General features: G+C 54.7%; 24 protein-coding genes. 21 read left to right on the plus strand and 3 right to left on the minus strand.

Annotated elements, in window-relative coordinates; all coding sequences use genetic code 11:
* Nucleotide 1: 1 nt before the first annotated feature.
* The 6 genes from flgG to flgL all read left to right on the plus strand — a co-directional run bounded on the left by flgG (nt 2) and on the right by flgL (nt 6,287).
* Nucleotides 2-784 carry a flagellar basal-body rod protein FlgG gene (flgG, locus tag L462_RS19090; protein WP_008500810.1) on the plus strand — a complete coding sequence of 261 codons (783 nt, stop codon included), beginning with the start codon at nt 2-4 and terminating at the stop codon, nt 782-784.
* Nucleotides 785-841: 57 nt separating this feature from the next.
* Complete coding sequence (gene flgH / locus L462_RS19085) at nt 842-1,540, plus strand: flagellar basal body L-ring protein FlgH (RefSeq protein WP_023311139.1); 699 nt, start codon at nt 842-844, stop codon at nt 1,538-1,540.
* 12 nt (nt 1,541-1,552) lie between these two features.
* Nucleotides 1,553-2,650 (plus strand): flagellar basal body P-ring protein FlgI, encoded by a 1,098-nt coding sequence (locus tag L462_RS19080; RefSeq protein WP_014169561.1) that lies wholly within the window; start codon nt 1,553-1,555, stop codon nt 2,648-2,650.
* Nucleotides 2,650-3,603 carry a flagellar assembly peptidoglycan hydrolase FlgJ gene (gene flgJ, locus L462_RS19075; protein WP_014169562.1) on the plus strand — a complete coding sequence of 318 codons (954 nt, stop codon included), beginning with the start codon at nt 2,650-2,652 and terminating at the stop codon, nt 3,601-3,603. The genes L462_RS19080 and flgJ overlap by 1 nt, the downstream gene beginning before the upstream one ends.
* 75 nt (nt 3,604-3,678) lie before the next feature.
* Nucleotides 3,679-5,319, plus strand: a complete 1,641-nt coding sequence (gene flgK / locus L462_RS19070; RefSeq protein WP_025204461.1) for a flagellar hook-associated protein FlgK — start codon at nt 3,679-3,681, stop codon at nt 5,317-5,319.
* A 14-nt stretch (nt 5,320-5,333) separates the two neighbouring features.
* On the plus strand, nt 5,334-6,287 hold the full coding sequence (flgL, locus tag L462_RS19065; RefSeq protein WP_014169564.1) for a flagellar hook-associated protein FlgL: 954 nt from the start codon (nt 5,334-5,336) through the stop codon (nt 6,285-6,287).
* Nucleotides 6,288-6,362: 75 nt separating this feature from the next.
* On the opposite strand, the gene L462_RS19060 is transcribed toward flgL, so the two are convergent.
* A complete protein-coding gene (locus L462_RS19060) occupies nt 6,363-7,577 on the minus strand; it encodes an MFS transporter (protein WP_032677872.1) in 1,215 nt (404 codons plus the stop codon).
* A gap of 109 nt (nt 7,578-7,686) precedes the next feature.
* On the opposite strand from L462_RS19060, the gene L462_RS19055 reads away from it, so the two are divergent.
* Complete coding sequence (locus tag L462_RS19055) at nt 7,687-8,622, plus strand: LysR family transcriptional regulator (RefSeq protein ID WP_032677873.1); 936 nt, start codon at nt 7,687-7,689, stop codon at nt 8,620-8,622.
* 40 nt (nt 8,623-8,662) lie between these two features.
* Here the strand turns inward: L462_RS19055 and rne are convergent, their stop codons facing one another.
* Complete coding sequence (rne, locus tag L462_RS19050) at nt 8,663-11,773, minus strand: ribonuclease E (RefSeq protein ID WP_032677874.1); 3,111 nt, start codon at nt 11,771-11,773, stop codon at nt 8,663-8,665.
* Between the two features lie 572 nt (nt 11,774-12,345).
* Here rne and rluC point away from each other — a divergent pair.
* Nucleotides 12,346-13,293: a 23S rRNA pseudouridine(955/2504/2580) synthase RluC gene (gene rluC, locus L462_RS19045; RefSeq protein ID WP_032677875.1), complete on the plus strand. Its 948-nt coding sequence runs from the start codon at nt 12,346-12,348 to the stop codon at nt 13,291-13,293.
* A 63-nt stretch (nt 13,294-13,356) separates the two neighbouring features.
* Here the strand turns inward: rluC and L462_RS19040 are convergent, their stop codons facing one another.
* Nucleotides 13,357-13,941: a Maf family protein gene (locus L462_RS19040; protein WP_032677877.1), complete on the minus strand. Its 585-nt coding sequence runs from the start codon at nt 13,939-13,941 to the stop codon at nt 13,357-13,359.
* A 140-nt stretch (nt 13,942-14,081) separates the two neighbouring features.
* Here L462_RS19040 and yceD point away from each other — a divergent pair, with 140 nt between their 5' ends.
* From yceD to L462_RS18975, 13 genes are all read left to right on the plus strand, one after another.
* Complete coding sequence (yceD, locus tag L462_RS19035; protein ID WP_014169570.1) at nt 14,082-14,603, plus strand: 23S rRNA accumulation protein YceD; 522 nt, start codon at nt 14,082-14,084, stop codon at nt 14,601-14,603.
* A gap of 16 nt (nt 14,604-14,619) precedes the next feature.
* Nucleotides 14,620-14,793: a 50S ribosomal protein L32 gene (gene rpmF / locus L462_RS19030; RefSeq protein WP_003857964.1), complete on the plus strand. Its 174-nt coding sequence runs from the start codon at nt 14,620-14,622 to the stop codon at nt 14,791-14,793.
* An 80-nt stretch (nt 14,794-14,873) separates the two neighbouring features.
* Nucleotides 14,874-15,908 (plus strand): phosphate acyltransferase PlsX, encoded by a 1,035-nt coding sequence (gene plsX / locus L462_RS19025; protein ID WP_014169571.1) that lies wholly within the window; start codon nt 14,874-14,876, stop codon nt 15,906-15,908.
* Between the two features lie 6 nt (nt 15,909-15,914).
* A complete protein-coding gene (locus L462_RS19020; RefSeq protein ID WP_032677879.1) occupies nt 15,915-16,868 on the plus strand; it encodes a beta-ketoacyl-ACP synthase III in 954 nt (317 codons plus the stop codon).
* A 15-nt stretch (nt 16,869-16,883) separates the two neighbouring features.
* Nucleotides 16,884-17,813 (plus strand): ACP S-malonyltransferase, encoded by a 930-nt coding sequence (gene fabD, locus L462_RS19015; RefSeq protein WP_032677880.1) that lies wholly within the window; start codon nt 16,884-16,886, stop codon nt 17,811-17,813.
* 12 nt (nt 17,814-17,825) lie between these two features.
* Nucleotides 17,826-18,560 carry a 3-oxoacyl-ACP reductase FabG gene (gene fabG, locus L462_RS19010; protein WP_014169575.1) on the plus strand — a complete coding sequence of 245 codons (735 nt, stop codon included), beginning with the start codon at nt 17,826-17,828 and terminating at the stop codon, nt 18,558-18,560.
* Nucleotides 18,561-18,714: 154 nt separating this feature from the next.
* Complete coding sequence (gene acpP, locus L462_RS19005; protein WP_003857954.1) at nt 18,715-18,951, plus strand: acyl carrier protein; 237 nt, start codon at nt 18,715-18,717, stop codon at nt 18,949-18,951.
* 89 nt (nt 18,952-19,040) lie between these two features.
* On the plus strand, nt 19,041-20,282 hold the full coding sequence (gene fabF / locus L462_RS19000) for a beta-ketoacyl-ACP synthase II (RefSeq protein ID WP_014169576.1): 1,242 nt from the start codon (nt 19,041-19,043) through the stop codon (nt 20,280-20,282).
* A 121-nt stretch (nt 20,283-20,403) separates the two neighbouring features.
* The gene (gene pabC / locus L462_RS18995; protein WP_032677881.1) at nt 20,404-21,213 is read left to right on the plus strand and encodes an aminodeoxychorismate lyase; all 810 of its coding nucleotides are present in this window, start codon (nt 20,404-20,406) and stop codon (nt 21,211-21,213) included.
* A gap of 2 nt (nt 21,214-21,215) precedes the next feature.
* Nucleotides 21,216-22,238 (plus strand): cell division protein YceG, encoded by a 1,023-nt coding sequence (gene yceG / locus L462_RS18990; RefSeq protein WP_032677882.1) that lies wholly within the window; start codon nt 21,216-21,218, stop codon nt 22,236-22,238.
* A complete protein-coding gene (tmk, locus tag L462_RS18985) occupies nt 22,228-22,869 on the plus strand; it encodes a dTMP kinase (RefSeq protein ID WP_014169579.1) in 642 nt (213 codons plus the stop codon). Before yceG ends, tmk begins: the two co-directional genes overlap by 11 nt.
* A complete protein-coding gene (holB, locus tag L462_RS18980; RefSeq protein WP_032677883.1) occupies nt 22,866-23,870 on the plus strand; it encodes a DNA polymerase III subunit delta' in 1,005 nt (334 codons plus the stop codon). Before tmk ends, holB begins: the two co-directional genes overlap by 4 nt.
* A gap of 10 nt (nt 23,871-23,880) precedes the next feature.
* Nucleotides 23,881-24,675, plus strand: a complete 795-nt coding sequence (locus L462_RS18975) for a metal-dependent hydrolase (protein WP_032677884.1) — start codon at nt 23,881-23,883, stop codon at nt 24,673-24,675.
* Nucleotides 24,676-24,680 lie beyond the last annotated feature (5 nt).

Raw genomic sequence — 24,680 nt, forward strand, 5'->3', positions numbered from 1 at the left:
TATGATCAGTTCTTTATGGATCGCGAAAACTGGCCTGGACGCGCAGCAAACCAACATGGATGTGATTGCCAACAACCTGGCAAACGTCAGCACCAATGGTTTCAAGCGTCAGCGTGCCGTTTTCGAAGATTTGCTTTATCAAACCATCCGCCAGCCTGGAGCGCAGTCTTCTGAACAAACGACACTGCCATCCGGTCTGCAGATTGGTACCGGTGTTCGTCCGGTAGCCACCGAGCGTCTGCATAGCCAGGGCAACCTGTCTCAGACCAACAACAGCAAAGACGTGGCAATCAAAGGCCAGGGGTTCTTCCAGGTGCAGTTGCCTGACGGTACTTCTGCCTATACCCGCGACGGATCGTTCCAGGTCGATCAGAATGGTCAGCTGGTGACGGCGGGTGGTTTCCAGGTTCAGCCTGCGATTACCATCCCGGCGAATGCCCTGAGTATTACTATCGGGCGTGACGGCGTGGTGAGTGTGACGCAGCAGGGGCAGGCCGCACCTGTTCAGGTTGGACAACTAAACCTGACCACCTTCATGAACGACACCGGTCTGGAAAGCATTGGTGAGAACCTCTACACCGAAACGCAATCCTCCGGTACGCCAAATGAAAGCACCCCGGGCCTCAACGGTGCGGGTCTGTTGTATCAGGGTTATGTGGAAACCTCGAACGTGAACGTTGCGGAAGAGCTGGTGAATATGATCCAGGTCCAGCGCGCGTATGAAATTAACAGTAAAGCAGTGTCGACGACCGACCAGATGCTGCAGAAACTGACGCAACTCTAAGGTGTAGCCCGGTGCGGTCAACGCCGCGCCGGCTCCCTGTTTTCGAAGATGAAGGCAATGCAAAAAAACGCGGCGTTTCGTTATCCGATACTGACTGTTCTGGCTGTCACCCTCAGCGGGTGTGCCTTGATCCCGTCTAAACCTTTAGTGCAGGGTGCGACTACCGCCCAACCCGTTCCTGGCCCGGCGCCAGTGGTGAACGGCTCCATTTTCCAGACCGCGCAGCCAATCAATTATGGCTATCAACCGCTGTTTGAAGATCGCCGCCCGCGTAATGTCGGCGATACGTTGACCATTGTGCTGCAGGAAAACGTCAGCGCGAGCAAGAGCTCGTCGGCGAATGCCAGCCGCGATGGCAAAACCAATTTCGGTTTCGATACCGTTCCACGCTATCTGCAGGGCCTGTTCGGCAATGCGCGTGCTGATGTCGAGGCCTCTGGCGGCAATACCTTTAACGGTAAAGGTGGCGCGAATGCCAGCAATACCTTTAGCGGCACGCTGACGGTGACGGTTGACCAGGTGCTGGTTAACGGCAATTTACACGTTGTGGGTGAAAAACAGATCGCCATCAATCAGGGCACTGAGTTCATTCGTTTCTCGGGCGTGGTTAATCCTCGCACCATCAGCGGCACCAACACCGTTCCGTCCACCCAGGTGGCGGATGCGCGCATCGAGTACGTCGGTAACGGCTACATCAATGAAGCGCAAAATATGGGTTGGCTGCAGCGTTTCTTCCTTAACTTATCGCCGATGTAAGCGAGGTGACCCATGTTTAAATCGATCTTCGCCGTGGCGCTGGCGCTGGTGGCAACGTTTGCCCAGGCTGACCGTATTCGCGATCTCACCAGCGTTCAGGGCGTACGCGAAAACTCGCTGATTGGCTATGGCCTGGTGGTGGGTCTGGACGGAACGGGCGACCAGACCACCCAGACGCCATTCACGACTCAAAGTTTGAACAACATGCTTTCCCAGCTCGGTATTACCGTCCCGGCGGGAACCAACATGCAGCTGAAAAACGTGGCCGCGGTCATGGTCACCGCCTCCTACCCGGCGTTCGCGCGCCAGGGGCAGACGATTGATGTCGTGGTCTCGTCAATGGGTAACGCCAAAAGCCTGCGTGGCGGCACGCTGCTGATGACTCCGCTGAAAGGGGTCGACAGCCAGGTTTATGCGCTGGCGCAGGGGAACATTCTTGTCGGCGGTGCCGGCGCGTCTGCGGGTGGCAGCAGTGTGCAGGTGAACCAGCTGAACGGCGGGCGTATCACCAATGGTGCAATCATTGAGCGTGAACTGCCGACCCAGTTTGGCGCAGGTAACACCATTAACCTGCAGTTGAATAATGAAGACTTCACAATGGCGCAGCAGATTGCCGACACCATCAACCGTAGCCGCGGCTACGGCAGCGCCACGGCACTGGATGCCCGTACCGTGCAGATCCGCACTTCTACCGGCAGCAGCAACCAGGTCCGTATGCTGGCTGATATCCAGAATATGGAAGTGAATGTTCCGGTTCAGGATGCCAAAGTGATTATCAACTCGCGCACCGGTTCGGTCGTAATGAACCGCGAAGTGTCGCTCGACAGCTGTGCCGTGGCGCAGGGTAACCTCTCCGTGACGGTTAACCGTTCCGCCAACGTCAGTCAGCCTGATACCCCGTTCGGGGGTGGCCAGACCGTGGTGACGCCACAAACGCAGATTGATTTGCGCCAGAGCGGTGGATCGCTGCAGAGCGTACGCTCCAGCGCGAACCTCAATAGCGTGGTTCGGGCCCTGAATGCCCTGGGGGCGACGCCGATGGATCTGATGTCGATTCTGCAATCCATGCAAAGCGCGGGCTGTCTGCGCGCCAAACTGGAAATCATCTGATGCTGACCGATAGCAAGCTGTTGACCGGTGCTGCCTGGGATGCCCAGTCGCTCAACGAACTGAAAACCAAAGCAGGTAAGGACCCGGCGGCGAATATCCGCCCGGTCGCCCGCCAGGTGGAAGGGATGTTTGTACAGATGATGCTGAAAAGCATGCGTGAAACCCTGCCGAAAGACGGGATGTTCAGCAGTGATTCAACCCGTCTTTACACCAGCATGTATGACCAGCAGATTGCGCAGCAGATGACCGCCGGGAAAGGACTCGGTCTGGCTGATATGATTGTCAAACAGACCGAAGCCGCGCAGGGCATCCAGCCGGATGATAAGCCACAGCAGGTGCCGATGAAGTTCGACCTGCAAACGGTGACCAGTTATCAGAATCAGGCCCTGACGCAGATGGTGCGCAAAGCCGTACCGAAGGCCACGAGTACCAGCGATGAGCCACTTTCTGGCGACAGCAAAGACTTCCTGGCGCAGCTCTCGCTGCCGGCACGTCTTGCCAGTGAACAGAGCGGCGTGCCTCACCACCTGATCCTCGCGCAGGCGGCGCTGGAGTCCGGCTGGGGTCAGCGGCAGATCCGTAAAGAAAACGGCGATCCGAGCTTTAACATCTTCGGCGTGAAGGCCACGTCGAGCTGGAAGGGGCCGACCACCGAGATCACCACCACTGAATATGAAAACGGTGCGGCGGTGAAGGTTAAAGCCAAATTCCGCGTCTATAGCTCCTATCTGGAAGCCTTATCCGACTATGTGGGCCTGTTGAGCCGAAATCCGCGTTACACCGCCGTTACACAGGCGGCAACCGCGGAGCAGGGCGCTCAGGCACTGCAGAACGCGGGCTACGCCACCGATCCGAACTATGCGCGTAAGCTCACCAGCATGATTCAGCAGCTGAAATCGATGGGCGAGAAGGTCAGTAAAGCCTATAGCACAGATATCGAAAATCTGTTCTGAAAGTTCTCAAGTCCCGGTGGAGGCTGCCGATAACCTTCATCAGGACTCGTGTCTGAACGTATAAAAGGAACCCCCATGTCCAGTTTGATTAACAGTGCCATGAGTGGCCTCAGTGCTGCGCAGTCGGCACTCAATACCGTCAGTAATAATATTTCAAGCTATAACGTGGCAGGTTATACCCGCCAGACGACAGTGCTGGGCGCGTCGAACAGCACGCTGACCGGCGGTGGCTGGGTAGGTAACGGGGTTTATGTCTCCGGTGTCCAGCGTGAGTATGATGCATTCATTACCAACCAGCTGCGCGCCGCGCAGACCCAGAGCAGCGGCCTGACTACGCGCTATCAGCAGATGTCAAAAATCGACGATGTGCTCTCGGATACCACCAACTCGCTCTCTACCACGCTGCAGGACTTCTTCAAAAGTCTGCAGACGTTGGTGAGCAACGCGGAAGATCCGGCTGCGCGCCAGACGGTGCTGGGCAAAGCGGATGGCCTGGTCAATCAGTTTAAAACCAACGATCAGTATCTTCGCGATCAGGATTCTCAGGTGAATACCGCGATTTCTGCCAGCGTCGATCAAATTAATAACTACGCCAAACAGATTGCGAACCTGAACGATCAGATTTCCCGTCTGACCGGCGTGGGTGCTGGCTCATCACCAAATGACCTGCTCGATCAACGCGATCAGCTGGTGAGCGAACTGAATAAAATTGTCGGTGTTGAAGTTTCTGTGCAGGATGGCGGCACGTATAACGTCTCATTTGGCACCGGTTACAGCCTGGTACAGGGGAGCAAAGCGAACCAGCTGGCTGCGGTGAATTCCAGCGCAGACCCAACCCGTACAACGCTGGCCTATACCGATGACGTTTCCGGGAATATCGAAATTCCTGAGAAGCTGATTACCACCGGCACCCTTGGCGGTTTACTCACCTTCCGCTCTGAAGATCTGGATAAAGCGCGTAATAGCCTTAACCAGATGGCGCTGGCCTTTGCTGACGCGATGAACAAGCAGCATGAAGCGGGTTTTGATGCTAACGGCGATGCTGGCGGCAAGCTCTTTGACTTTGGCTCGCCTGCGGTTGTGTCCAACAGCAAGAATTCAGGTACCGCCGCGCTGACAGCCTCCGTGACTGACAGTACTAAAGTCCAGGCAACCGATTATAAGCTGCAGTTCAACGGAACCGACTGGACCATTACGCGTACGTCGGATAAGACCAGTTTCACGATGAGTCCGGATGCGAGCGGCAATCTGTCTTTCGACGGCCTGAATGTCAACGTGAGCGGTACCGCGAATAACAAAGACAGTTTTGTTGTGAAGCCCGTTTCTGATGTCATCGTAAACATGGAACTCAAGTTTAATGATGAGTCCAAACTGGCGATGGCATCGACAAGCGCCGGTGGCGAAAGTGACAACCGCAACGGTCAAAAATTGCTGGATCTGCAAAATAGCAAGCTTGTCGGCGGGAATAAGTCTTTCAATGATGCTTATGCTTCCCTTGTCAGTACCGTTGGTAGCTCAACAGCGGCACTGAAAACCAGCAGCGAAACGAAAGCGAATGTGGCGACGCAGTTAACCAAACAGCAGCAGTCGATCTCAGGGGTAAACCTTGACGAAGAGTACGGCAATTTGCAGCGCTATCAGCAGTATTACCTCGCTAATGCGCAGGTTCTACAAACTGCCAGCTCGCTCTTTGATGCAATCATTAATATTCGCTAAGGCTGAGGTGAAACATGCGTATTAGCACCCAGATGATGTACGACCAAAACATGCGCGGGATCACCGATTCCCAGAGCAAGTGGTTGAGTTATGGTGAACAAATGTCCACCGGCAAGCGCGTCAATCGCCCGTCGGACGATCCTATCGCGGCGTCGCAGGCTATTGTTCTGTCACAATCACAGTCACAAAATAGCCAGTTTGCGTTGGCAAGATCGTTCGCATCACAAAAAGTTTCTCTCGAAGATAATGTTCTTAACCAGGTTACTGCCGCTATCACCAGTGCTAAAGAGAAATTAGTCTATGCCGGAAACGCAACCTTAAGTGATGACGATCGCCTGTCGCTGGCGAGCGATTTGCAAGGTATTCGCGACCAATTGATGAACCTTGCAAACACCGCGGATGGTAATGGTCGGTTTATCTTTGCCGGCTTTAAGACTGAAGTGCCACCGTTTGATTCCGTTACCGGTGACTACAAAGGCGGTACTGAGGCTATTTCGCAGCAGGTTGATACCGCGCGTAATATGGTCATTAGCCACACGGGTCAGCAGATCTTCGAAAGCATCACCAGTAACGCCAAAGAACTGCCAGGTGGCGGATATGGCGAGACGAACATGTTCAAGATCCTCGATACGGCGATTACCGCGCTTAAGGTTCCCGTCGATACCGACTCTGCTGCAGCTGAAGCACAGGGGAAAATCATTTCTGATGCTCAAACCGGCATCACAAATACCCAGAACAACATTCTTACTGTCGCTGCTGATGTAGGTACCAAGATGAACGAGCTTGAAAAGCTGGATAACCTTGGTGACGATCGTGCACTGGGCCAGACTAAGCAGATGAGCGACCTGGTTGATGTGGACTGGAATGCAGCGATCTCCTCTTACACCATGCAGCAGGCCGCGCTGCAGGCATCTTATAAAGCGTTTAGCGATATGCAGGGCATGTCCCTGTTCCAGCTGAACAGATAACATCTTGACCTCTTGGAACATGTCTTGAAACTGGGCATGTTTTACTGCCCAATCCGTGTGGATTGGGCATTTTTTTTACGCGATTTCTGCCGGTGCGGAGGCGACGCGTGCACTTTCAATCAGACGTATTGCCAGCGCAATGACACCGCATACCGTTGCCAGGGCAACCACGCCCGTCCAGCCAGCCAGCGTGTAGATTTTACTCCCCGCAGCCGAACCCAACGCCATGCCGATAAAGACCACCGTAAACAGCAGGGCATTAAGACGCCCCCTGGCCTGAGGCTCAAGGCTATAGACCAGATTCTGGTGCGCCACCAGACTGGATTGCAGGCCCAGATCAAACCCGATGGCTGAGACTGCAATCAGAATCAGTTGTCCATGAAGACCCAGCGCGGGCATCAGGAACATCAGGGCAAACGAGACGGTAACCAGTGCTGCGCCAAGCTGCGTGACTTTTCCGGCGCCCAGCTTGTCCGCCAGACCTCCCGCCAGCGGGGCGGCTAAGGCCCCCGCGGCCCCGGCAATACCAAAACCACCCGCGACGGCGCTCCCCAGGTGATAGCGCTCCAGCAGCATGACCGCCAGCGTTGACCAGAAGGCGCTAAAGGCAATCGACAGAAAACCCTGTGCCAGTGCTGCACGACGCAGAGCCGGATAACGACGCCACAGATGTTCCATTGAGCGCATCAGGGCGGGATAACTCAGCGTGGAGTGAATGGCAAAACGCGGGAGTACCCGCCACATCACCGCTCCAATAAATGCGATGCTTACAGCGGCCAGCTGATACATGACGCGCCAGCCAAAAGCTTCACCCACCACACCGCTGACGGTTCGCGACAGCAAGATACCCATCAGCAACCCTGTCATCACGGTTCCCACGGTTTTTCCCTGTTTCCCTTCGGGGGCGAGGATAGCCGCTGCGGGAACGATATCCTGTGCCATGGTCGCGGCCATGCCAATCAGCAGGCTTGCCAGCAGCAGTGAGTGCTGCTGCCCGGTCAGGCTGCAGCCCAGCAGAAACAGTGCCAGGGCGGCGCTTTTTATCAGGATTAACGTCCTGCGGTCGTGACGATCGCCAAGCGGCAACAGAAACAGAATACCGAGCGCGTAGCCTGCCTGGGTCAGCGTCGGGACCAGCCCCATCCCTTCGATAGTGAGATGAAGGTCGGCGCCTATCAGCGGCAGCAGCGGTTGCGCGTAGTAAATGGATGCGACGCTAAAGCCAGCCCCCAGAGCCAGCATAAAAATCACCCAGCGACTGGCGGCATGGGGAGCAGTTGTTGTGTTCATAAGACGTTCCTCACTCATAGTGTGCCGCTATTTTTTATCACTACGCCTTGCGACGGTAGAGGGTCTGGTGGTAAAACGCTTATACGTTTGGCGTATAGAAGAGAAAATAATGAAGCGAGTTGAGCGTATAGACAGGGTTGAACTCATGCGCACATTTGTTCGTATTGTGGAAAGCGGATCGCTATCCGGGGCGGCAAGACTGCTTGCGACGAGCCAGGCCACGGTGAGCCGCCGCCTTCAGTCTCTGGAAACGCTGCTGGGGGTACGGCTTTTATTGCGAACCACCCATGCAACAAAACTTACCGATGACGGCGAGCGCTGCTATCAACATGCCCGGCGGGTCATTGATAGCTGGCTGGCACTGGAAGATGAAATCGGCCAGACGGAGGACGAGCCGGTCGGGGTGTTACGGGTACGTGCACCGCACGCCTTTGGGCAGGATCAGCTCCTGAGACCGTTAACGGAGTTTTTGCAGCGTTATCCTCAGCTGTCGGTGGAGTGGATGCTCAACGATAAGTCGGTGGATTTTCTGAGCGACAATCTGGATTGTGCTATTCGAGTTGGCGCAGAGGTGGATCCGGCAACCGTCTCCGTGCTGCTGGCGGAAGTGCCACGCTGTGTGGTGGCATCGCCTGCGCTGCTGAACCAGTTTGCGCCGGTTCACACACCGGAGGATCTGCAGGCGCTTCCCTGGATTGCCATCAGCACGTTCTATCAGCGACATGTGGAGTTGTGGGATGATCTTTCGCAGGTAAAACGCATCTCCATTGCGCCACGGCTAAGCACGGATAGCCTGCATGTTGCGCGCAATACCGCCCTGACAGGTTTAGGGGTGGCGATGGTTTCAAGCTGGACGGTCAAGGAGGATATCCAGGAAGGGCGCTTAGTGCATTTGCTTCCACAGTGGCAGCCCGCCGCGCTCCCGGTCCATCTGGTTTATCCGTGGTCGCGTTATTATCCGGCGCGTTTACGCCGTTTTCTGGAGATGATGAAGAGGGTGATGCCGGACATTGCGGGTATGAGAAAGCCGGCACGCGAGCAATAAAAAAGCCGACCCGAAGGTCGGCTTTTTACGCTATGTGTCGTTACTCAGCAGACTGCGGACGGGTAGCCGGTGCCGTCGCCTGATGCGTTGCACTGTGGCCACCGGCAGAGCCTTTACCGTCAAAGTTGAACGCAGGGCGGACCCAGTCACTGTGACGCGGCGCTTCCGGCACATATTCCGGCGCTGGTGCGCGAGTCATCGGGGCTGTCGCAACGTGAGCAGGGGCCGGCGCTGTGATTACCGGCTCGGCTTTCACTTCTGGCTCTTCTGCTTTCGCGGCTTCACGCACTGGTTCGACGTCAATTTCAACGTCCTGAACCACGTCTTCAGTCACGGTTTCGACAACCACGTCCGGGGTCTCTTCTACCGCTGCTGCTGGCTGAACCTCAGCAACAACGTCTTCAGCGACCACGGTGTCTTCTTCAGCAATAAGCTGCGGTGCGGCGTCAACCGGCGCGGCAATCACTTCTGGGTGCGTGGTTTCAACCTCTACTGCATGAGGCGCTTCTGACTCAACGGCCTGTGGCTCAACCACGATAGCGGCTTCATTTACCGCTTCTTCAGTTGCGGCTACCGGGGCAATCACCTCTTCGGTGACAGCCTGTTCTTCCACAACCTGCTCCTGACGAGCAACCGGGTAGCGGATCCAGACTTTACCGGATGCCATTTCAGGAGACGCGCACGCCACGGTTAATGGCATTGGCGACTGTGTCGGGTAACGCTCATCGCGATAACGACGACGACGTTGACCGCTGACGCGCAGGTGACGCGGAGAACGGCGTGAACGACGTGGCATACCCGCGTTATCACGGCCTTCACCGTTATCGTCTTGCTCAGCGTTGTTTTCGACGACGGCTGGCAGATCCACTTTCGCCAGTTGGGTGCCCGGTGCAGTGTCACTTGCTTCTGCAGGGACGATGACGGTCTCTTCCACCGGCAGGGCACCTACACGCACTTTCTGTGACAGCTGGCGCTGCTTACGACGCGGCATAACCTGAGTACGTTCTTCCTGCTCGCTTTCCTGCTGTTCAACAGGCTCTTCGCGGTTCAGGTTTTTGACTTCCTGCTGCGCCTGGCGCTTCTCGTCGTTACGACGACGGCTACGCTCACGGCGTGGCTGCTGCTCGTCGCGCTGTTTGCTCTTCTCAGACTCATCGCCCGCCTGCTGGCGAATTTCACGATCTTCAACATTCTGCGGTTGCTTCTCGCGACGGTTGCGACGGTTGTCTTCGCGTTGCTCACGACCCTCATTATTGTCCGAACGGTTGTCACGGCGTTCGTTACGGTCATTACGATCGTTACGGTCACGGCGGTTGTTCTGACGTTTACGACGGTCCTGCTGACGTTCAGGTTTCGCTTCTTTCGGTGCTTCTTTCGGTTGCTCAGGCTGCTGGACTTCTTCGCCTGCAAACATCTTCTTCAGCGCACCGAAGAGGCGGCTCAGCAGACCCGGTTGTTCTGGCTGGGCTTTGACCGCAACGGCTTCTGGTTTTTGCGCAACCGGTTTGGTCACAGGTTTTTCCAGCGCCGTTTCTGGCGGAGCTTCAGGCATGATGAAGGTCGCTAAGGCTGGCTGCTCTGGCAGTTTGCGCTCGGCAGGTTCTTCATCGGAAGGCAGCGCCATCTCTTCTTCATGCAGCTTAGGCAGCAGATAGCTGAGCGTGCTGGTCTCTTCACCCTTACGGACACGCAGCACGTGGTAGTGCGGAGTTTCCATCTGATCGTTAGGCACGATGATGCAGCGAACATCGCCCTGGCGTGATTCAATTGCGCTGACGGCCGCACGTTTTTCGTTCAGCAGGTAGGACGCAATTGGCACAGGAACAATGGCATGAACCTCTTTGGTGTTCTCTTTCAGCGCTTCTTCTTCAATCAGACGCAGAATAGAGAGGGACAGAGATTCGTTATCACGAACCGTACCGGTACCGGAGCAGCGCGGACAGACGTGATGGCTGGATTCACCGAGTGAAGGGCTCAGACGCTGACGGGACATCTCCAGCAAGCCGAAGCGTGAGATATGGCTAATCTGGATACGAGCACGATCCTGACGTACCGCTTCGCGCAGACGGTTTTCAACCGCACGCTGGTGGCGAACAGGGGTCATGTCGATAAAGTCGATAACAATCAGACCACCCAGGTCACGCAGGCGGAGCTGGCGGGCGATTTCATCAGCGGCTTCAAGGTTGGTGTTGAAGGCGGTCTCTTCGATATCACCGCCGCGCGTAGCACGTGCGGAGTTGATGTCGATGGCGGTCAGCGCTTCGGTCGTATCAATAACGATAGAACCACCGGATGGCAGACGCACTTCACGCTGGAAAGCGGATTCAATCTGCGATTCGATCTGATAATGGCTGAACAGCGGGATTTCACCGGTGTACAGTTTGATTTTGCTGGTGAAATCAGGACGACCCAGCGCAGCGATGTGCTGGCGCGCCAGCTCAAGCACTTTCGGGTTATCGATCAGAATCTCACCGATGTCCTGACGCAGGTAGTCACGGAAGGCACGCACAATCACGTTGCTTTCCTGGTGAATCAGGAACGGCGCTGCGCGGCTTTCTGCCGCTTTCTGGATTGCTTCCCAGTGCTTCAGACGGAAGCTTAAGTCCCACTGCAGCGCTTCGGCAGATTTGCCGACGCCTGCGGTACGCACGATAAGCCCCATGCCGTCAGGCAGTTCAAGACTTGCCAGCGCTTCTTTCAGCTCGGTACGGTCATCACCTTCGATGCGGCGAGAGATACCACCGGCACGCGGGTTGTTTGGCATCAGGACCAGGTAACTTCCCGCAAGACTGATAAAGGTGGTCAGTGCGGCACCTTTGTTGCCACGCTCTTCTTTATCAATCTGAACAATGACTTCCTGACCTTCACGCAGCACATCTTTGATGTTTGGGCGGCCATGGGAGTTATAGTTTGCAGGGAAATATTCGCGGGCGATTTCTTTCAGAGGGAGGAAACCGTGACGCTCAGCACCGTAATCGACAAATGCAGCTTCAAGGCTTGGTTCAATGCGGGTGATTTTACCTTTGTAAATGTTCGCTTTTTTCTGTTCGTGTCCAGGACTTTCGATATCCAGATCGTACAGGCGCTGCCCATCCACAAGGGCGACACGCAACTCTTCTTGCTGAGTTGCGTTGATTAACATTCTTTTCATCGTAACTTACTCGTTATTCTTACATTGACGACAAAGCTGCGGGCAAGGTGACGCTTTCCGGGGTATGAACCGATGGCCTCGTGTCTATTCACGTCGCCAACCTCACGGTTGTCGCTCGCTTAAGAGGCGCAGAGTGTCGGTTGCCTGTATTTCATACGGAAACACAGCGCAATTATCAGGGGAATTGCCTGGGTAGAACTCTCCAGAGAACAATCCTTATACCGGGAAGTACTGCAACCCGCAGCCCGCTAACTGCCTGAAAGATCAATACGTCTTACGCCATTGCTGCGTGGATGATCGGTCAGACAAAATTGGTCATTCCGTCGAGATCCTTACTTAACCAGGATTTAACACGGAAAACGAGTTCATTATTCCACTGCTCGCCGGGTTATAGCAAGATGACTTTTACCAATTATCACCCGGTTACTCACAGTTTCTTCACTTCAAGGTGGTGATTGGTTTAATAACCACCAAATCGATTGCGTGAAACAGGGGACAGGCCGGATAAAAGTAAATATAAGCATAGAAAAATGAGTGGCGCTAATGGCTGACGATATTTAGAATCGCCAACCATGAAAACAGAGACTCCAGCCGTAAAAATGGTTGCCATCGCGGAAGACGACGCGGGGCAACGTATCGATAACTTTTTGCGCACCCAACTCAAAGGCGTGCCAAAGAGCATGATTTACCGCATCCTGCGCAAGGGTGAAGTGCGGGTTAACAAAAAACGCGTAAAGCCTGAGTACAAACTCGAAGCCGGTGATGAAGTGCGTATCCCACCGGTCCGTGTTGCGGAACGCGAAGAAGAGGTCGTTTCACCCAGGTTGCAGAAAGTGGCCGCCCTGAGTGACGTTATCCTTTATGAGGATGATTATATCCTGGTGCTGAATAAACCGTCAGGTACCGCTGTCCATGGCGGGAGTGGTCTCAGCTTTGGCGTGATTGAAGGCCTGCGTGCGCTGCGCCCTGAAGCCCGTTTCCTTGAACTGGTTCACCGTCTCGATCGCGATACCTCCGGCGTGTTGCTGGTCGCAAAAAAACGTTCTGCCCTGCGTTCCCTGCATGAGCAGCTGCGTGAAAAAGGGATGCAGAAGGATTATCTGGCGCTGGTTCGCGGCCACTGGCAGTCCCACGTTAAGGCAGTGCAGGCACCTTTGCTGAAGAATATTTTGCAAAGCGGTGAGCGCATTGTACGTGTGAATCAGGAAGGGAAGCCGTCTGAGACGCGTTTCAAAGTGGAAGAGCGCTATGCGTTCGCCACGCTGGTGCGCTGCAGCCCGGTAACCGGCCGTACCCACCAGATCCGCGTACATACGCAGTATGCCGGTCATCCGATCGCATTTGATGACCGCTATGGCGACAGGGAGTTTGATAAGCAACTGGCGGGCACCGGGTTGTCACGCCTGTTCCTGCATGCGGCGGCACTGACGTTCACTCACCCGAATACCGGCGAAACAATTCGCATTGAAGCCCCCCTTGATGAGCAGTTAAAACGCTGCCTGAAGGTGCTGCGCGGCTGATTTGGCTGGCACTTACCGACCTGAGGTCTCTCAGGCCGGTGAGTGATGCATCAATCGTAATACTCACATCTTCAGCGGATTACACTCCTCGCGTCTGAGCATCTGGCACAATGCTATCAACGGCAACCCAACCAGCGTGTTTGGGTCACGTCCGTCCAGCTTGTCGAACAGGGCAATCCCCAGACCTTCACTTTTGAAGCTTCCGGCGCAATTGAGCGGTCGCTCCCGACGCACATAGTCGGCGATTTCCTGCTCACTAAGATGGCGAAAATGGACGTCGAAAGGTTCGCATTCGGTTTGCAGGTGACCCGAGGCGGAGTTGTAGAGTGCCAGACCCGTATAAAAGGTGACGATATTGCCCCGCGCTTGCATAAGCTGCTGACAGGCATTCGCTTCAGTGTGCGGCTTTCCGGTGATAACACCGTCCAGCACACAAACCTGATCGGAGCCTATAATCAAATGCGAAGGGTAGCGTGCGGCAAGTGATTGCGCTTTCTCCTTCGCAAGACGGGTGACCAGGTGACGCGGTGATTCGCCCGGCTGCGGCGTCTCGTCAACTTCCGGCGCCGCGCATTCAAACGGGATCCCGAGCTTTTCCAGCAACATTCGGCGGTAGGGTGAGGTGGAGGCAAGAACGAGATTTGGCATATTTTTATCACCAGATATAGCGTATCGATGCCAGCCATTTTAAACTACAGGCCGCAATGTGTGCGAATAATTGGCAAAAGGCAGCTGTGGTTGCCTTTTTCTTTGACTATATGACGTTACAAAGTTAATATGCGCGCCCTATGCAAAAGGTAAAATTACCCCTGACTCTTGATCCGGTTCGCACGGCTCAAAAACGCCTCGATTACGAAGGTATTTATACTTCCGATCAGGCTGAGCGTGTCGCCGAATCCGTAGTCAGTGTGGACAGTGATGTAGAATGCTCCATGTCGTTCGCTATCGATAACCAGCGTCTCGCCGTTTTAACCGGCGATGCAAAGGTGACGGTAACCCTCGAATGTCAGCGTTGCGGGAAACCGTTTGTACAGCATGTTCACACAACGTATTGTTTCAGTCCGGTCCGTTCTGACGAACAGGCTGAAGCACTCCCGGAAGCGTATGAACCGATTGAAGTTAATGAATTCGGTGAAATCGATCTTCTGGCTCTGGTTGAAGATGAAATCATCCTCTCCTTGCCAGTCGTTCCGGTGCATGAATCTGAACACTGTGAAGTGTCCGAGGCGGACATGGTCTTTGGGGAACTGCCTGATGAAGCGCAAAAACCAAACCCATTTGCCGTATTAGCCAGCTTAAAGCGTAAGTAATTGAGGAGTAAGGTCCATGGCCGTACAACAGAATAAACCAACCCGTTCCAAACGTGGCATGCGTCGTTCCCATGACGCGCTGACTGCAGTTACCAGCCTGTCTGTAGACAAGACTTCTGGTGAGAAACACCTGCGTCACCACATCACCGCTGACGGTTTCTACCGCGGCCGCAAGGTTATCACTAAGTAATCACGCGTCAGCGTGATTAGGCTTAGTGAGGATTTCCCCGTGCAAACGGGGAATTTACCGAACCAGGCTGTGACGATACCTTGACACGTCTAACCCTGGCGTTAGATGTCATGGGAGGGGATTTTGGCCCTTCCGTGACAGTGCCTGCAGCTTTGCAGGCACTGAATTCTAATTCGCAACTCACACTTCTTTTAGTCGGCAATCCCGACACAATCACGCCATTACTTGCAAAAGCTGACTTCGAACAACGTTCGCGTCTGCAGATTATTCCTGCGCAGTCAGTTATTGCCAGTGATGCACGTCCATCGCAGGCGATTCGCAATAGCCGGGGCAGTTCTATGCGAATGGCGCTGGAGCTGGTGAAGGAAGGACGCGCGGAGGCTTGCGTCAGTGCGGGAAATACCGGCGCGCTGATGGGGCTGTCGAAATTGTTGCTCAAACCTATTGAAGGTATTGAGCGTCCGGCGCTGGTGACGGTATTACCGCATCAGCAGAAGGGCAAGACCGTGGTGCTCGATTTGGGTGCTAACGTCGATTGTGATAGTACAATGCTGGCTCAGTTTGCCGTGATGGGGTCGGTGCTGGCAGAAGAAGTGGTCGGGATAAACAATCCCCGTGTTGCGTTATTGAACATCGGTGAAGAAGAGACCAAAGGCCTGGACAGTATTCGCGAAGCTGCCGAATTGCTCAAACAGGTTCCCTCCATCAACTATATTGGTTATCTCGAAGCCAATGAGTTGCTGACGGGGAAAACGGATGTTCTGGTGTGTGATGGCTTCACCGGGAACGTAACGTTGAAGACCATGGAAGGGGTCGTGCGAATGTTTCTCTCACTGCTTAAATCGCAGGGAGAAGGCAAAAAAAGCGCCTGGTGGTTGATTTTATTAAAGCGTTGGTTACAAAAAAGCCTGACGCGGCGATTCAGTCACCTCAACCCCGACCAGTATAATGGCGCCTGTCTGTTAGGATTGCGCGGCATCGTGATTAAGAGTCATGGTGCCGCCAATCAGCGAGCATTTACTGTCGCCATTGAACAGGCAGTGCAGGCGGTGCAGCGACAAGTCCCTCAGCGGATTGCCGCTCGCCTGGAATCTGTATTAGCTAAAAGTGACTGAGCGTACATGTATACGAAGATTTTAGGTACCGGCAGCTACCTGCCAAAAAACGTGCGTACCAACGCCGATCTTGAAAAAATGGTAGATACGTCTGACGAGTGGATTGTCACGCGCACAGGTATCCGTGAACGTCGTATTGCCGCGCCAGACGAAACCGTTTCGACCATGGGTTACGAAGCCGCGCAGCGTGCTATCGAAATGGCGGGCATTGATAAAGATCAGATTGGCTTGATCGTGGTTGCCACGACCTCTGCCACGCATGCCTTCCCAAGCGCAGCGTGCCAGGTGCAAAACATGCTCGGCATTAAAGGCTGCCCGGCATTTGACGTTGCCGCAGCGTGCGCAGGGTTCACCTATGCGCTGAGCGTTGCCGATCAGTATGTTAAATCCGGTGCCGTGAAATATGCGCTGGTCATCGGTGCTGACGTGCTGGCACGTACCTGCGATCCAACCGATCGTGGGACGATCATTATTTTTGGTGATGGTGCGGGCGCGGTACTGCTCGGTCAGTCCGAAGAGCCGGGCATCATCTCTACGCATCTGCATGCCGATGGCAGCTACGGCGAATTACTGACCCTGCCTAACGCCGATCGCGTTAATCCGGATAACGCTATTTACCTGACGATGGCCGGTAATGAGGTGTTCAAGGTGGCGGTGACTGAGCTTGCGCACATTGTCGATGAAACGCTGGAAGCGAATAACCTTGACCGCTCCGCACTCGACTGGCTGGTGCCGCATCAGGCGAACCTGCGCATCATCAGCGCGACCGCTAAAAAGCTGGGCATGTCGATGGATAATGTTGTGGTGACGCTGGATCGTCACGGCAATACCTCTGCGGCGTCAGTACCGTGCGCATTTGATGAAGCGGTACGTGACGGACGAATCAAACGGGGCCAGTTGGTCTTGCTTGAAGCCTTTGGTGGCGGGTTCACCTGGGGTTCCGCGCTGGTTCGTTTCTAGTATAAGGATTAAATAATGACGCAATTTGCTTTTGTGTTCCCGGGCCAGGGTTCTCAGGCCGTTGGGATGTTGTCTGAAATGGCAGCAAAGTATCCGGTTATCGAAGAGACTTTCCGTGAAGCTTCCGCTGGGCTGGGTTATGATTTGTGGGCGCTGACCCAACAGGGACCAGCCGAAGAGCTGAACAAAACCTGGCAGACTCAGCCGGCGCTGTTGACGGCGTCCGTTGCGCTGTGGCGTGTCTGGCAGCAGCAGGGCGGTAAAGCGCCAGCGCTGCTCGCGGGCCATAGCCTGGGTGAATACTCTGCGCTGGTGTGTGCCGGTGTTATCGCGTTTGCTGACGCGGTGCGTCTGGTTGAACTGCGCGGTAAGTTCATGCAGGAAGCAGTACCTGAAGGCACCGGTGGCATGTCTGCTATCATCGGCCTCGATGATGCTGCGATTGCAAAAGCGTGTGAAGAATCCGCTGAAGGTCAGGTGGTGTCTCCCGTTAACTTCAACTCGCCAGGCCAGGTGGTTATCGCCGGTCATAAAGACGCGGTTGAACGTGCTGGTGCAGCCTGTAAAGCTGCAGGCGCGAAACGCGCTCTGCCGCTGCCCGTCAGCGTACCGTCCCACTGCGCACTGATGAAACCTGCTGCCGATAAACTGGCCGTTGAGCTTGAAAAAATTACTTTTAACACACCGACAATTTCCGTTGTGAACAACGTCGATGTGCAATGCGAAACCTCGCCGGACGCTATCCGTGATGCGCTGGTTCGCCAGCTCTACAGCCCGGTACAGTGGACCAAAACCGTTGAGTTTATGGCTTCTCAGGGCGTTGAGCATCTGTATGAAGTCGGCCCAGGTAAAGTCCTCACCGGTCTGACAAAACGTATTGTTGACACCCTGACTGCTTCGGCAATTAACGAGCCGGACGCGATGTCAGCGGCACTCTCGCAATAAAAGAGGAATACCATGAGTTTTGAAGGAAAAATTGCCCTGGTCACTGGCGCAAGCCGCGGTATCGGGCGTGCAATTGCTGAAACACTGGTTGCGCGCGGCGCGAAAGTGATTGGTACAGCAACCAGCGAGAATGGCGCTAAGGCCATCAGCGAGTATCTGGGTGCGAACGGTAAAGGTTTGGTTCTGAATGTGACCGAACCTGCATCTATCGAATCTGTTCTGGAAAATATTCGCGCAGAATTTGGCGAAGTGGATATTCTGGTAAATAATGCCGGGATCACTCGTGATAACCTGTTAATGCGAATGAAAGACGACGAGTGGAACGATATCATCGAAACCAACCTGTCATCTGTATTCCGTCTGTCAAAAGCGGTAATGCGCGCTATGATGAAAAAGCGTCATGGTCGTATTATCACTGTCGGTTCTGTGGTTGGTACCATGGGAAATGCTGGTCAGGCTAACTACGCTGCGGCGAAAGCAGGTCTGATCGGTTTCAGTAAGTCGCTGGCACGTGAAGTTGCGTCCCGCGGTATTACTGTAAACGTTGTTGCTCCGGGCTTTATTGAAACGGACATGACGCGTGCGCTAACTGATGAGCAGCGTGCGGGTACGCTGGCAGCTGTTCCAGCGGGCCGCTTAGGCGACCCTAAAGAAATTGCCAGCGCGGTTGCATTTTTAGCCTCTGACGAAGCGGGTTACATCACTGGTGAGACCCTCCACGTCAACGGCGGGATGTACATGGTTTAATCACGATGAAAAATATTTGCGTTATTAGGGCGAATGGCCTCAAAATAACGTAAAATCGTGGTAAGAACTGCCGGGATTTAGTTGCAAATTTTTCAACATTTTATACACTACGAAAACCATCGCGAAAGCGAGTTTTGATAGGAAATTTAAGAGTATGAGCACTATCGAAGAACGCGTTAAGAAAATTATCGGCGAACAGCTGGGCGTTAAGCAGGAAGAAGTTGTGAACTCCGCTTCCTTCGTTGAAGACCTAGGCGCAGATTCTCTTGACACCGTTGAGCTGGTAATGGCTCTGGAAGAAGAGTTTGATACTGAGATTCCGGACGAAGAAGCTGAGAAGATCACCACCGTTCAGGCTGCCATTGATTACATCAACGGTCACCAGGCGTAAGTGAACATCTCCAGGCGGTCATTCGACCGCCTGAGTTTTATCTTTTTTGTCCCACGAATCTCTTTTTTATCCCTCCCTGGAGGACAAACGTGTCTAAGCGTCGTGTAGTTGTGACCGGACTTGGCATGTTGTCTCCTGTCGGCAATACCGTAGAGTCCACCTGGAAAGCTCTCCTTGCCGGTCAGAGCGGCATCAGCCTAATCGACCATTTCGATACTAGCGCCTATGCAACGAAATTTGCTGGCTTAGTAAAGGATTTTAACTGTGAAGAGATCATCTCGCGCAAAGAACAGCGCAAGATGGATGCCTTCATTCAATATGGAATTGTCGCTGGCGTTCAGGCCATGCAGGATTCTGGCCTTGAAATTACGGAAGAGAACGCAACCCGTATCGGTGCCGCTATCGGTTCCGGGATTGGCGGTCTGGGTCTGATCGAGGAAAACCATACATCTCTGATGAATGGCGGCCCGCGTAAAATCAGCCCGTTCTTCGTTCCGTCCACGATTGTTAATATGGTGGCAGGTCATCTGACCATCATGTTCGGCCTGCGTGGGCCAAGCATTTCTATCGCTACCGCATGTACCTCTGGCGTGCATAACATCGGCCAGGCCGCGCGCATGATTGCGTACGGCGATGCAGATGCTATGGTTGCGGGCGGTGCGGAAAAAGCCAGTACTCCGCTGGGAGTGGGTGGCTTTGGTGCAGCGCGTGCGCTGTCTACCCGCAACGATAACCCGCAGGCGGCAAGCCGTCCGTGGGACAAAGACCGTGACGGTTTCGTGCTGGGTGACGGTGCGGGTATGATCGTACTTGAAGAGTACGAACATGCTAAAAAACGTGGCGCGAAGATTTATGCTGAAGTTGTCGGCTTCGGGATGAGCAGCGATGCATACCACATGACGTCACCACCAGAAAATGGTGCGGGCGCCGCGCAGGCAATGGCCAACGCGATTCGCGACGCGGGTCTTACCCCGGAGCACATCGGTTACGTTAACGCGCACGGTACTTCTACGCCTGCAGGCGATAAAGCAGAAGCTCAGGCTGTTAAGTCTATCTTCGGCGAATACGCCAGCCGCGTGCTGGTGAGCTCCACGAAATCCATGACCGGTCACCTGTTGGGTGCGGCGGGTGCAGTAGAGTCTATCTACTCTATTCTTGCGCTGCGCGATCAGGCTGTTCCGCCAACCATCAACCTGGATAATCCGGATGAAGGTTGTGACCTGGACTTCGTTCCTCACGAAGCGCGTCAGGTAAGTGGTATGGAGTACACCCTGTGTAACTCCTTCGGCTTTGGTGGTACTAACGGTTCACTGATCTTCAAAAAGATCTGAGCCTGACTGCATCATGGCGATTAAAAAAGGTCCGCTTGTCGGGCCTTTTTTATTAAGCCTAATCTTCTTGTCGGCTGCATGGCATCCTGCCAGACTAAATGCCCACGCATAAGGAGCCACCATGTTTTTAATCAATGGCCTTGAGCAAAACACGCTGCCTGCTGGTGACAGGGCAACTCAGTTTGGTGATGGCTGCTTTACGACAGCGCGCATTCTTGACGGCAATGTCTGCCTGCTCGAGGCGCACCTTCGTCGTCTTCAGCAGGGTTGTGAAGCCTTGATGATCCCCTTCACGCACTGGGACACATTGCGTCAGGAGATGTGCCATCTGGCGGCCGGGAAGCAAAGCGGTGTTCTGAAGGTGATTATCAGCCGCGGCAGCGGTGGCCGGGGATACAGCGGTTCAGCTTGCCAGCACCCAACGCGGATCCTTTCGGTGTCTGCCTGTCCTGCTCATTATCCGCGCTGGCGTGAAGAGGGCGTTACGCTGACGCTCAGCCCGGTACGTCTGGGGCGAAACCCCATGCTTGCTGGTATAAAACACCTCAACCGCCTTGAACAGGTACTGATTCGCACTCATCTTGAACAGACGGACGCTGATGAGGCGCTGGTTCTTGACAGCGAAGGGTTTATTACGGAATGCTGTGCGGCTAATTTACTCTGGCGGCAGGGGAGCGATGTTTATACGCCGTCGCTCGAGCAGGCCGGCGTCAACGGGATTATGCGTCAGTTTTGTTTGCAGCAGCTGGCACACTCTGGCTTTCGCGTTGTCGAAGTGAGCGCGAGAGAAGAGGCGCTGCACCAGGCTGATGAAATTATCATCTGTAATGCGCTGATGCCGGTTGTACCCGTCCGCGCGTATGGTCAATACAGCTTGTCCTCGCGCGAGCTGTTTCAGTTTTTAGCCCCGATATGTGAGCAAACCCGATAGTCATGAAGAAAATGTTGCGCTTTGTCCTCCTCCTTATCGTTGCGCTGGGTGTTGCCGGCGGAGCGGGAGTGTGGAAAGTTCGTCAGCTGGCGAACAGTAAGATCCTGATTAAAGACGAGACGATTTTTACCCTGAAAGCGGGGACGGGCCGCCTGGCGCTTGGCGAACAGCTTTATGGCGACAAGATCATTAACCGTCCGCGCGTGTTTCAGTGGCTGTTACGTATCGAGCCTGAACTGTCTCATTTCAAAGCCGGTACCTATCGCTTTACGCCGGGGATGACCGTCAAAGGGATGCTTCAGCTGCTGGAAAGCGGTAAAGAAGCGCAGTTCCCGCTGCGTTTTGTTGAGGGGATGCGCCTGAGCGATTATCTCGAGCAGCTGCGCGATGCTCCGTACATTAAGCATACCCTGAAAGATGACCGCTATCAGACGGTGGCCGAAGTACTGAAATTTGAACACCCTGAGTGGGTGGAAGGCTGGTTCTGGCCAGACACATGGATGTACACCGCAGGCACGACCGATGTGGCTATCCTCAAGCGGGCGCATAAAAAGATGGTTGCAGCCGTCGATTCCGCCTGGGAAGGGCGCATGGACGGTCTGCCATACAAAGATCAAAACCAGTTTGTCACGATGGCCTCAATTATTGAGAAAGAGACGGCCGTCGCCGCCGAACGCGATCAGGTGGCATCGGTCTTCATTAACCGCCTGCGTATCGGCATGCGTCTGCAAACGGACCCCACCGTCATCTACGGAATGGGCGAGAGTTATACCGGTAAGATTTCAAGAAAAGATCTGGAGACGCCAACGGCGTATAATACCTACGTGATTAGCGGTCTGCCGCCGGGACCGATTGCCACGCCGAGCGAGGCTTCCCTGCGTGCGGCTGCGCATCCTGCTAAAACACCGTATCTCTATTTTGTGGCTGATGGAAAAGGGGGGCATACCTTTAACACCAACCTTGCCAGCCATAATCGCTCCGTTCAGGACTATCTGAAGGCACTTAAGGAAAAAAATGCGCAGTAAATACATTGTCATTGAGGGACTCGAAGGGGCGGGTAAAACCACGGCCCGCAACGTGGTGGTGGATACGCTCAAATCGCTTGGCGTTGCGGACATGGTATTTACCCGCGAGCCCGGCGGTACGCAACTGGCCGAAAAGCTGCGAAGCCTGGTGCTGGATATCAAATCCGTAGGTGACGAGGTCATCACAGATAAAGCCGAAGTATTGATGTTCTACGCGGCGCGCGTGCAGCTGGTGGAGACGGTCATTAAACCGGCCCTGGCTAATGGCAAGTGGGTAATTGGCGATCGTCACGATCTGTCGACCCAGGCTTATCAGGGCGGTGGACGTGGTATTGACCAGACGATGCTGGCCACGCTGCGCGATGCGGTGCTGGGTGATTTTCGCCCTGACCTGACGCTCTATCTGGATGTGACGCCGGAAGTGGGTCTCAAGCGCGCCCGTGCTCGCGGTGAGCTGGACCGCATTGAGCAGGAGTCCCTTGATTTCTTTAACCGTACCCGCGCGCGCTATCTGGAACTGGCGGATCAGGATGGCAGTATTCGCACCATTGATGCGACGCAATCCCTGGAAGAGGTCACCCGCGCAATTCAGAAGACGGTTACGCAGTGGCTACAGGAGCAACAGGCATGAAATGGTACCCATGGTTGCGCCCGCATTTTGAAAACCTGATCGAAAGCTATCAGGCTGGTCGGGGGCATCATGCGTTACTGATTCAGGCACTGCCGGGAATGGGGGATGATGCATTGATTTACGCCATCACCCGCTTCCTGATGTGTCAGCAGCCGGAAGGCCATAAAAGCTGTGGTAAATGCCGTGGCTGCCAGTTAATGCAGGCTGGCACGCACCCTGACTATTACACGCTCGAGCCCGAGAAGGGCAAAAGCGCGCTCGGTATTGATGCCGTGCGTGAAGTCAGTGAAAAATTGTACGAACATGCGCGGCTCAGCGGCGCAAAAGTCGTCTGGCTCAAAGACGCAGCACAGCTTACCGAGGCGGCGGCGAATGCGCTGCTTAAAACGCTGGAAGAACCGCCGGAGAAAACGTGGTTCCTTCTCTCCTGTCGTGACCCGGGGCGTTTGCTGGCAACGCTGCGCAGCCGTTGCCGTCTTCATCACCTCGCGGTGCCTCAGGAATCATGGGCGCTGAGCTGGCTTGAACGAGAAGTGACAACGTCACAGGAAGGGGCGCTCTCTGCGTTGCGCCTGAGCAGCGGTGCGCCCGCGGCGGCGCTGGCATTACTGCAGCCAGAGGTCTGGTCACAGCGAGACGCGCTCTGCCGGGCCGTTGAGTCTTCCATCACCAGCCGCGACTGGCTAAGTTTATTGCCTGTGCTTAACGGCGAGCAGGCCGCGGAACGTCTGCACTGGCTGGCTTCCTTACTTCTGGATGCGCTCAAACTCCAGCAAGGGGCAACGCTACTGACCAACCCGGACGTCTGGCCGCTGGTTAACACGCTGGCGAACAGCCTGTCAGGCGCATCATTACACGCTATCCTTCACGATATCTGTCAGAGTCGTGAACAGCTTTTAACAGTGACCGGTCTTAATCGCGAGCTTTTACTGACCGACCAGTTGCTGCGTATCGAACATTACCTGCAACCAGGCGTGACACCGCCTGTTTCCCATCTCTGAGAGAGACATTATGTTTTTAGTCGACTCACACTGCCATCTTGATGGCCTGGATTATCAATCCCTGCATAAAAACGTGGACGACGTGCTGGCCAAAGCCGCTGCTCGTGATGTGAAGTTTTGCCTTGCCGTGGCGACAACGTTACCGGGGTATCGCGGCATGCGTGAGCTGGTGGGCGAGCGCGAGAACGTTGTTTTCTCCTGTGGCGTGCATCCGCTCAATCAGGATGAAGAGTACGACGTTGAGGAACTGCGCCGGCTGGCCGCAGAAGAGGGCGTCGTGGCGATGGGGGAAACCGGGCTGGATTACTACTACACGCCGGAAACGAAACCGCGCCAGCAAGCGTCCTTCCGCCATCATATTCGCATTGGTCGCGAGCTTAACAAGCCGGTGATTGTCCATACCCGTGATGCGCGCGCCGATACGCTGGCGATCCTGAAGGAAGAAAAGGTGACGGATTGCGGTGGCGTACTACACTGTTTCACAGAAGACAGAGAAACAGCGGGTAAACTGCTTGATTTAGGGTTTTATATCTCGTTTTCGGGGATCGTGACGTTCCGTAACGCTGAGCAACTCCGCGAGGCTGCACGCTATGTTCCGCTCGATCGCATCCTCGTGGAAACAGACTCTCCGTATCTGGCACCGGTGCCGCATCGCGGTAAAGAAAATCAGCCAGCCATGACGAGAGACGTAGCCGAGTACATGGCCGTGCTTAAAGGCGTCAGCATTGAAGAGCTGGCCCGCGTCACGACGGACAACTTCTCTACGCTGTTCCATATCGACCCCGCCCGCCTGCAATCTGTTTGATACGC

The organism is Enterobacter sp. BIDMC 26, assembly GCF_000534435.1.
Classification (GTDB): domain Bacteria; phylum Pseudomonadota; class Gammaproteobacteria; order Enterobacterales; family Enterobacteriaceae; genus Enterobacter; species Enterobacter ludwigii.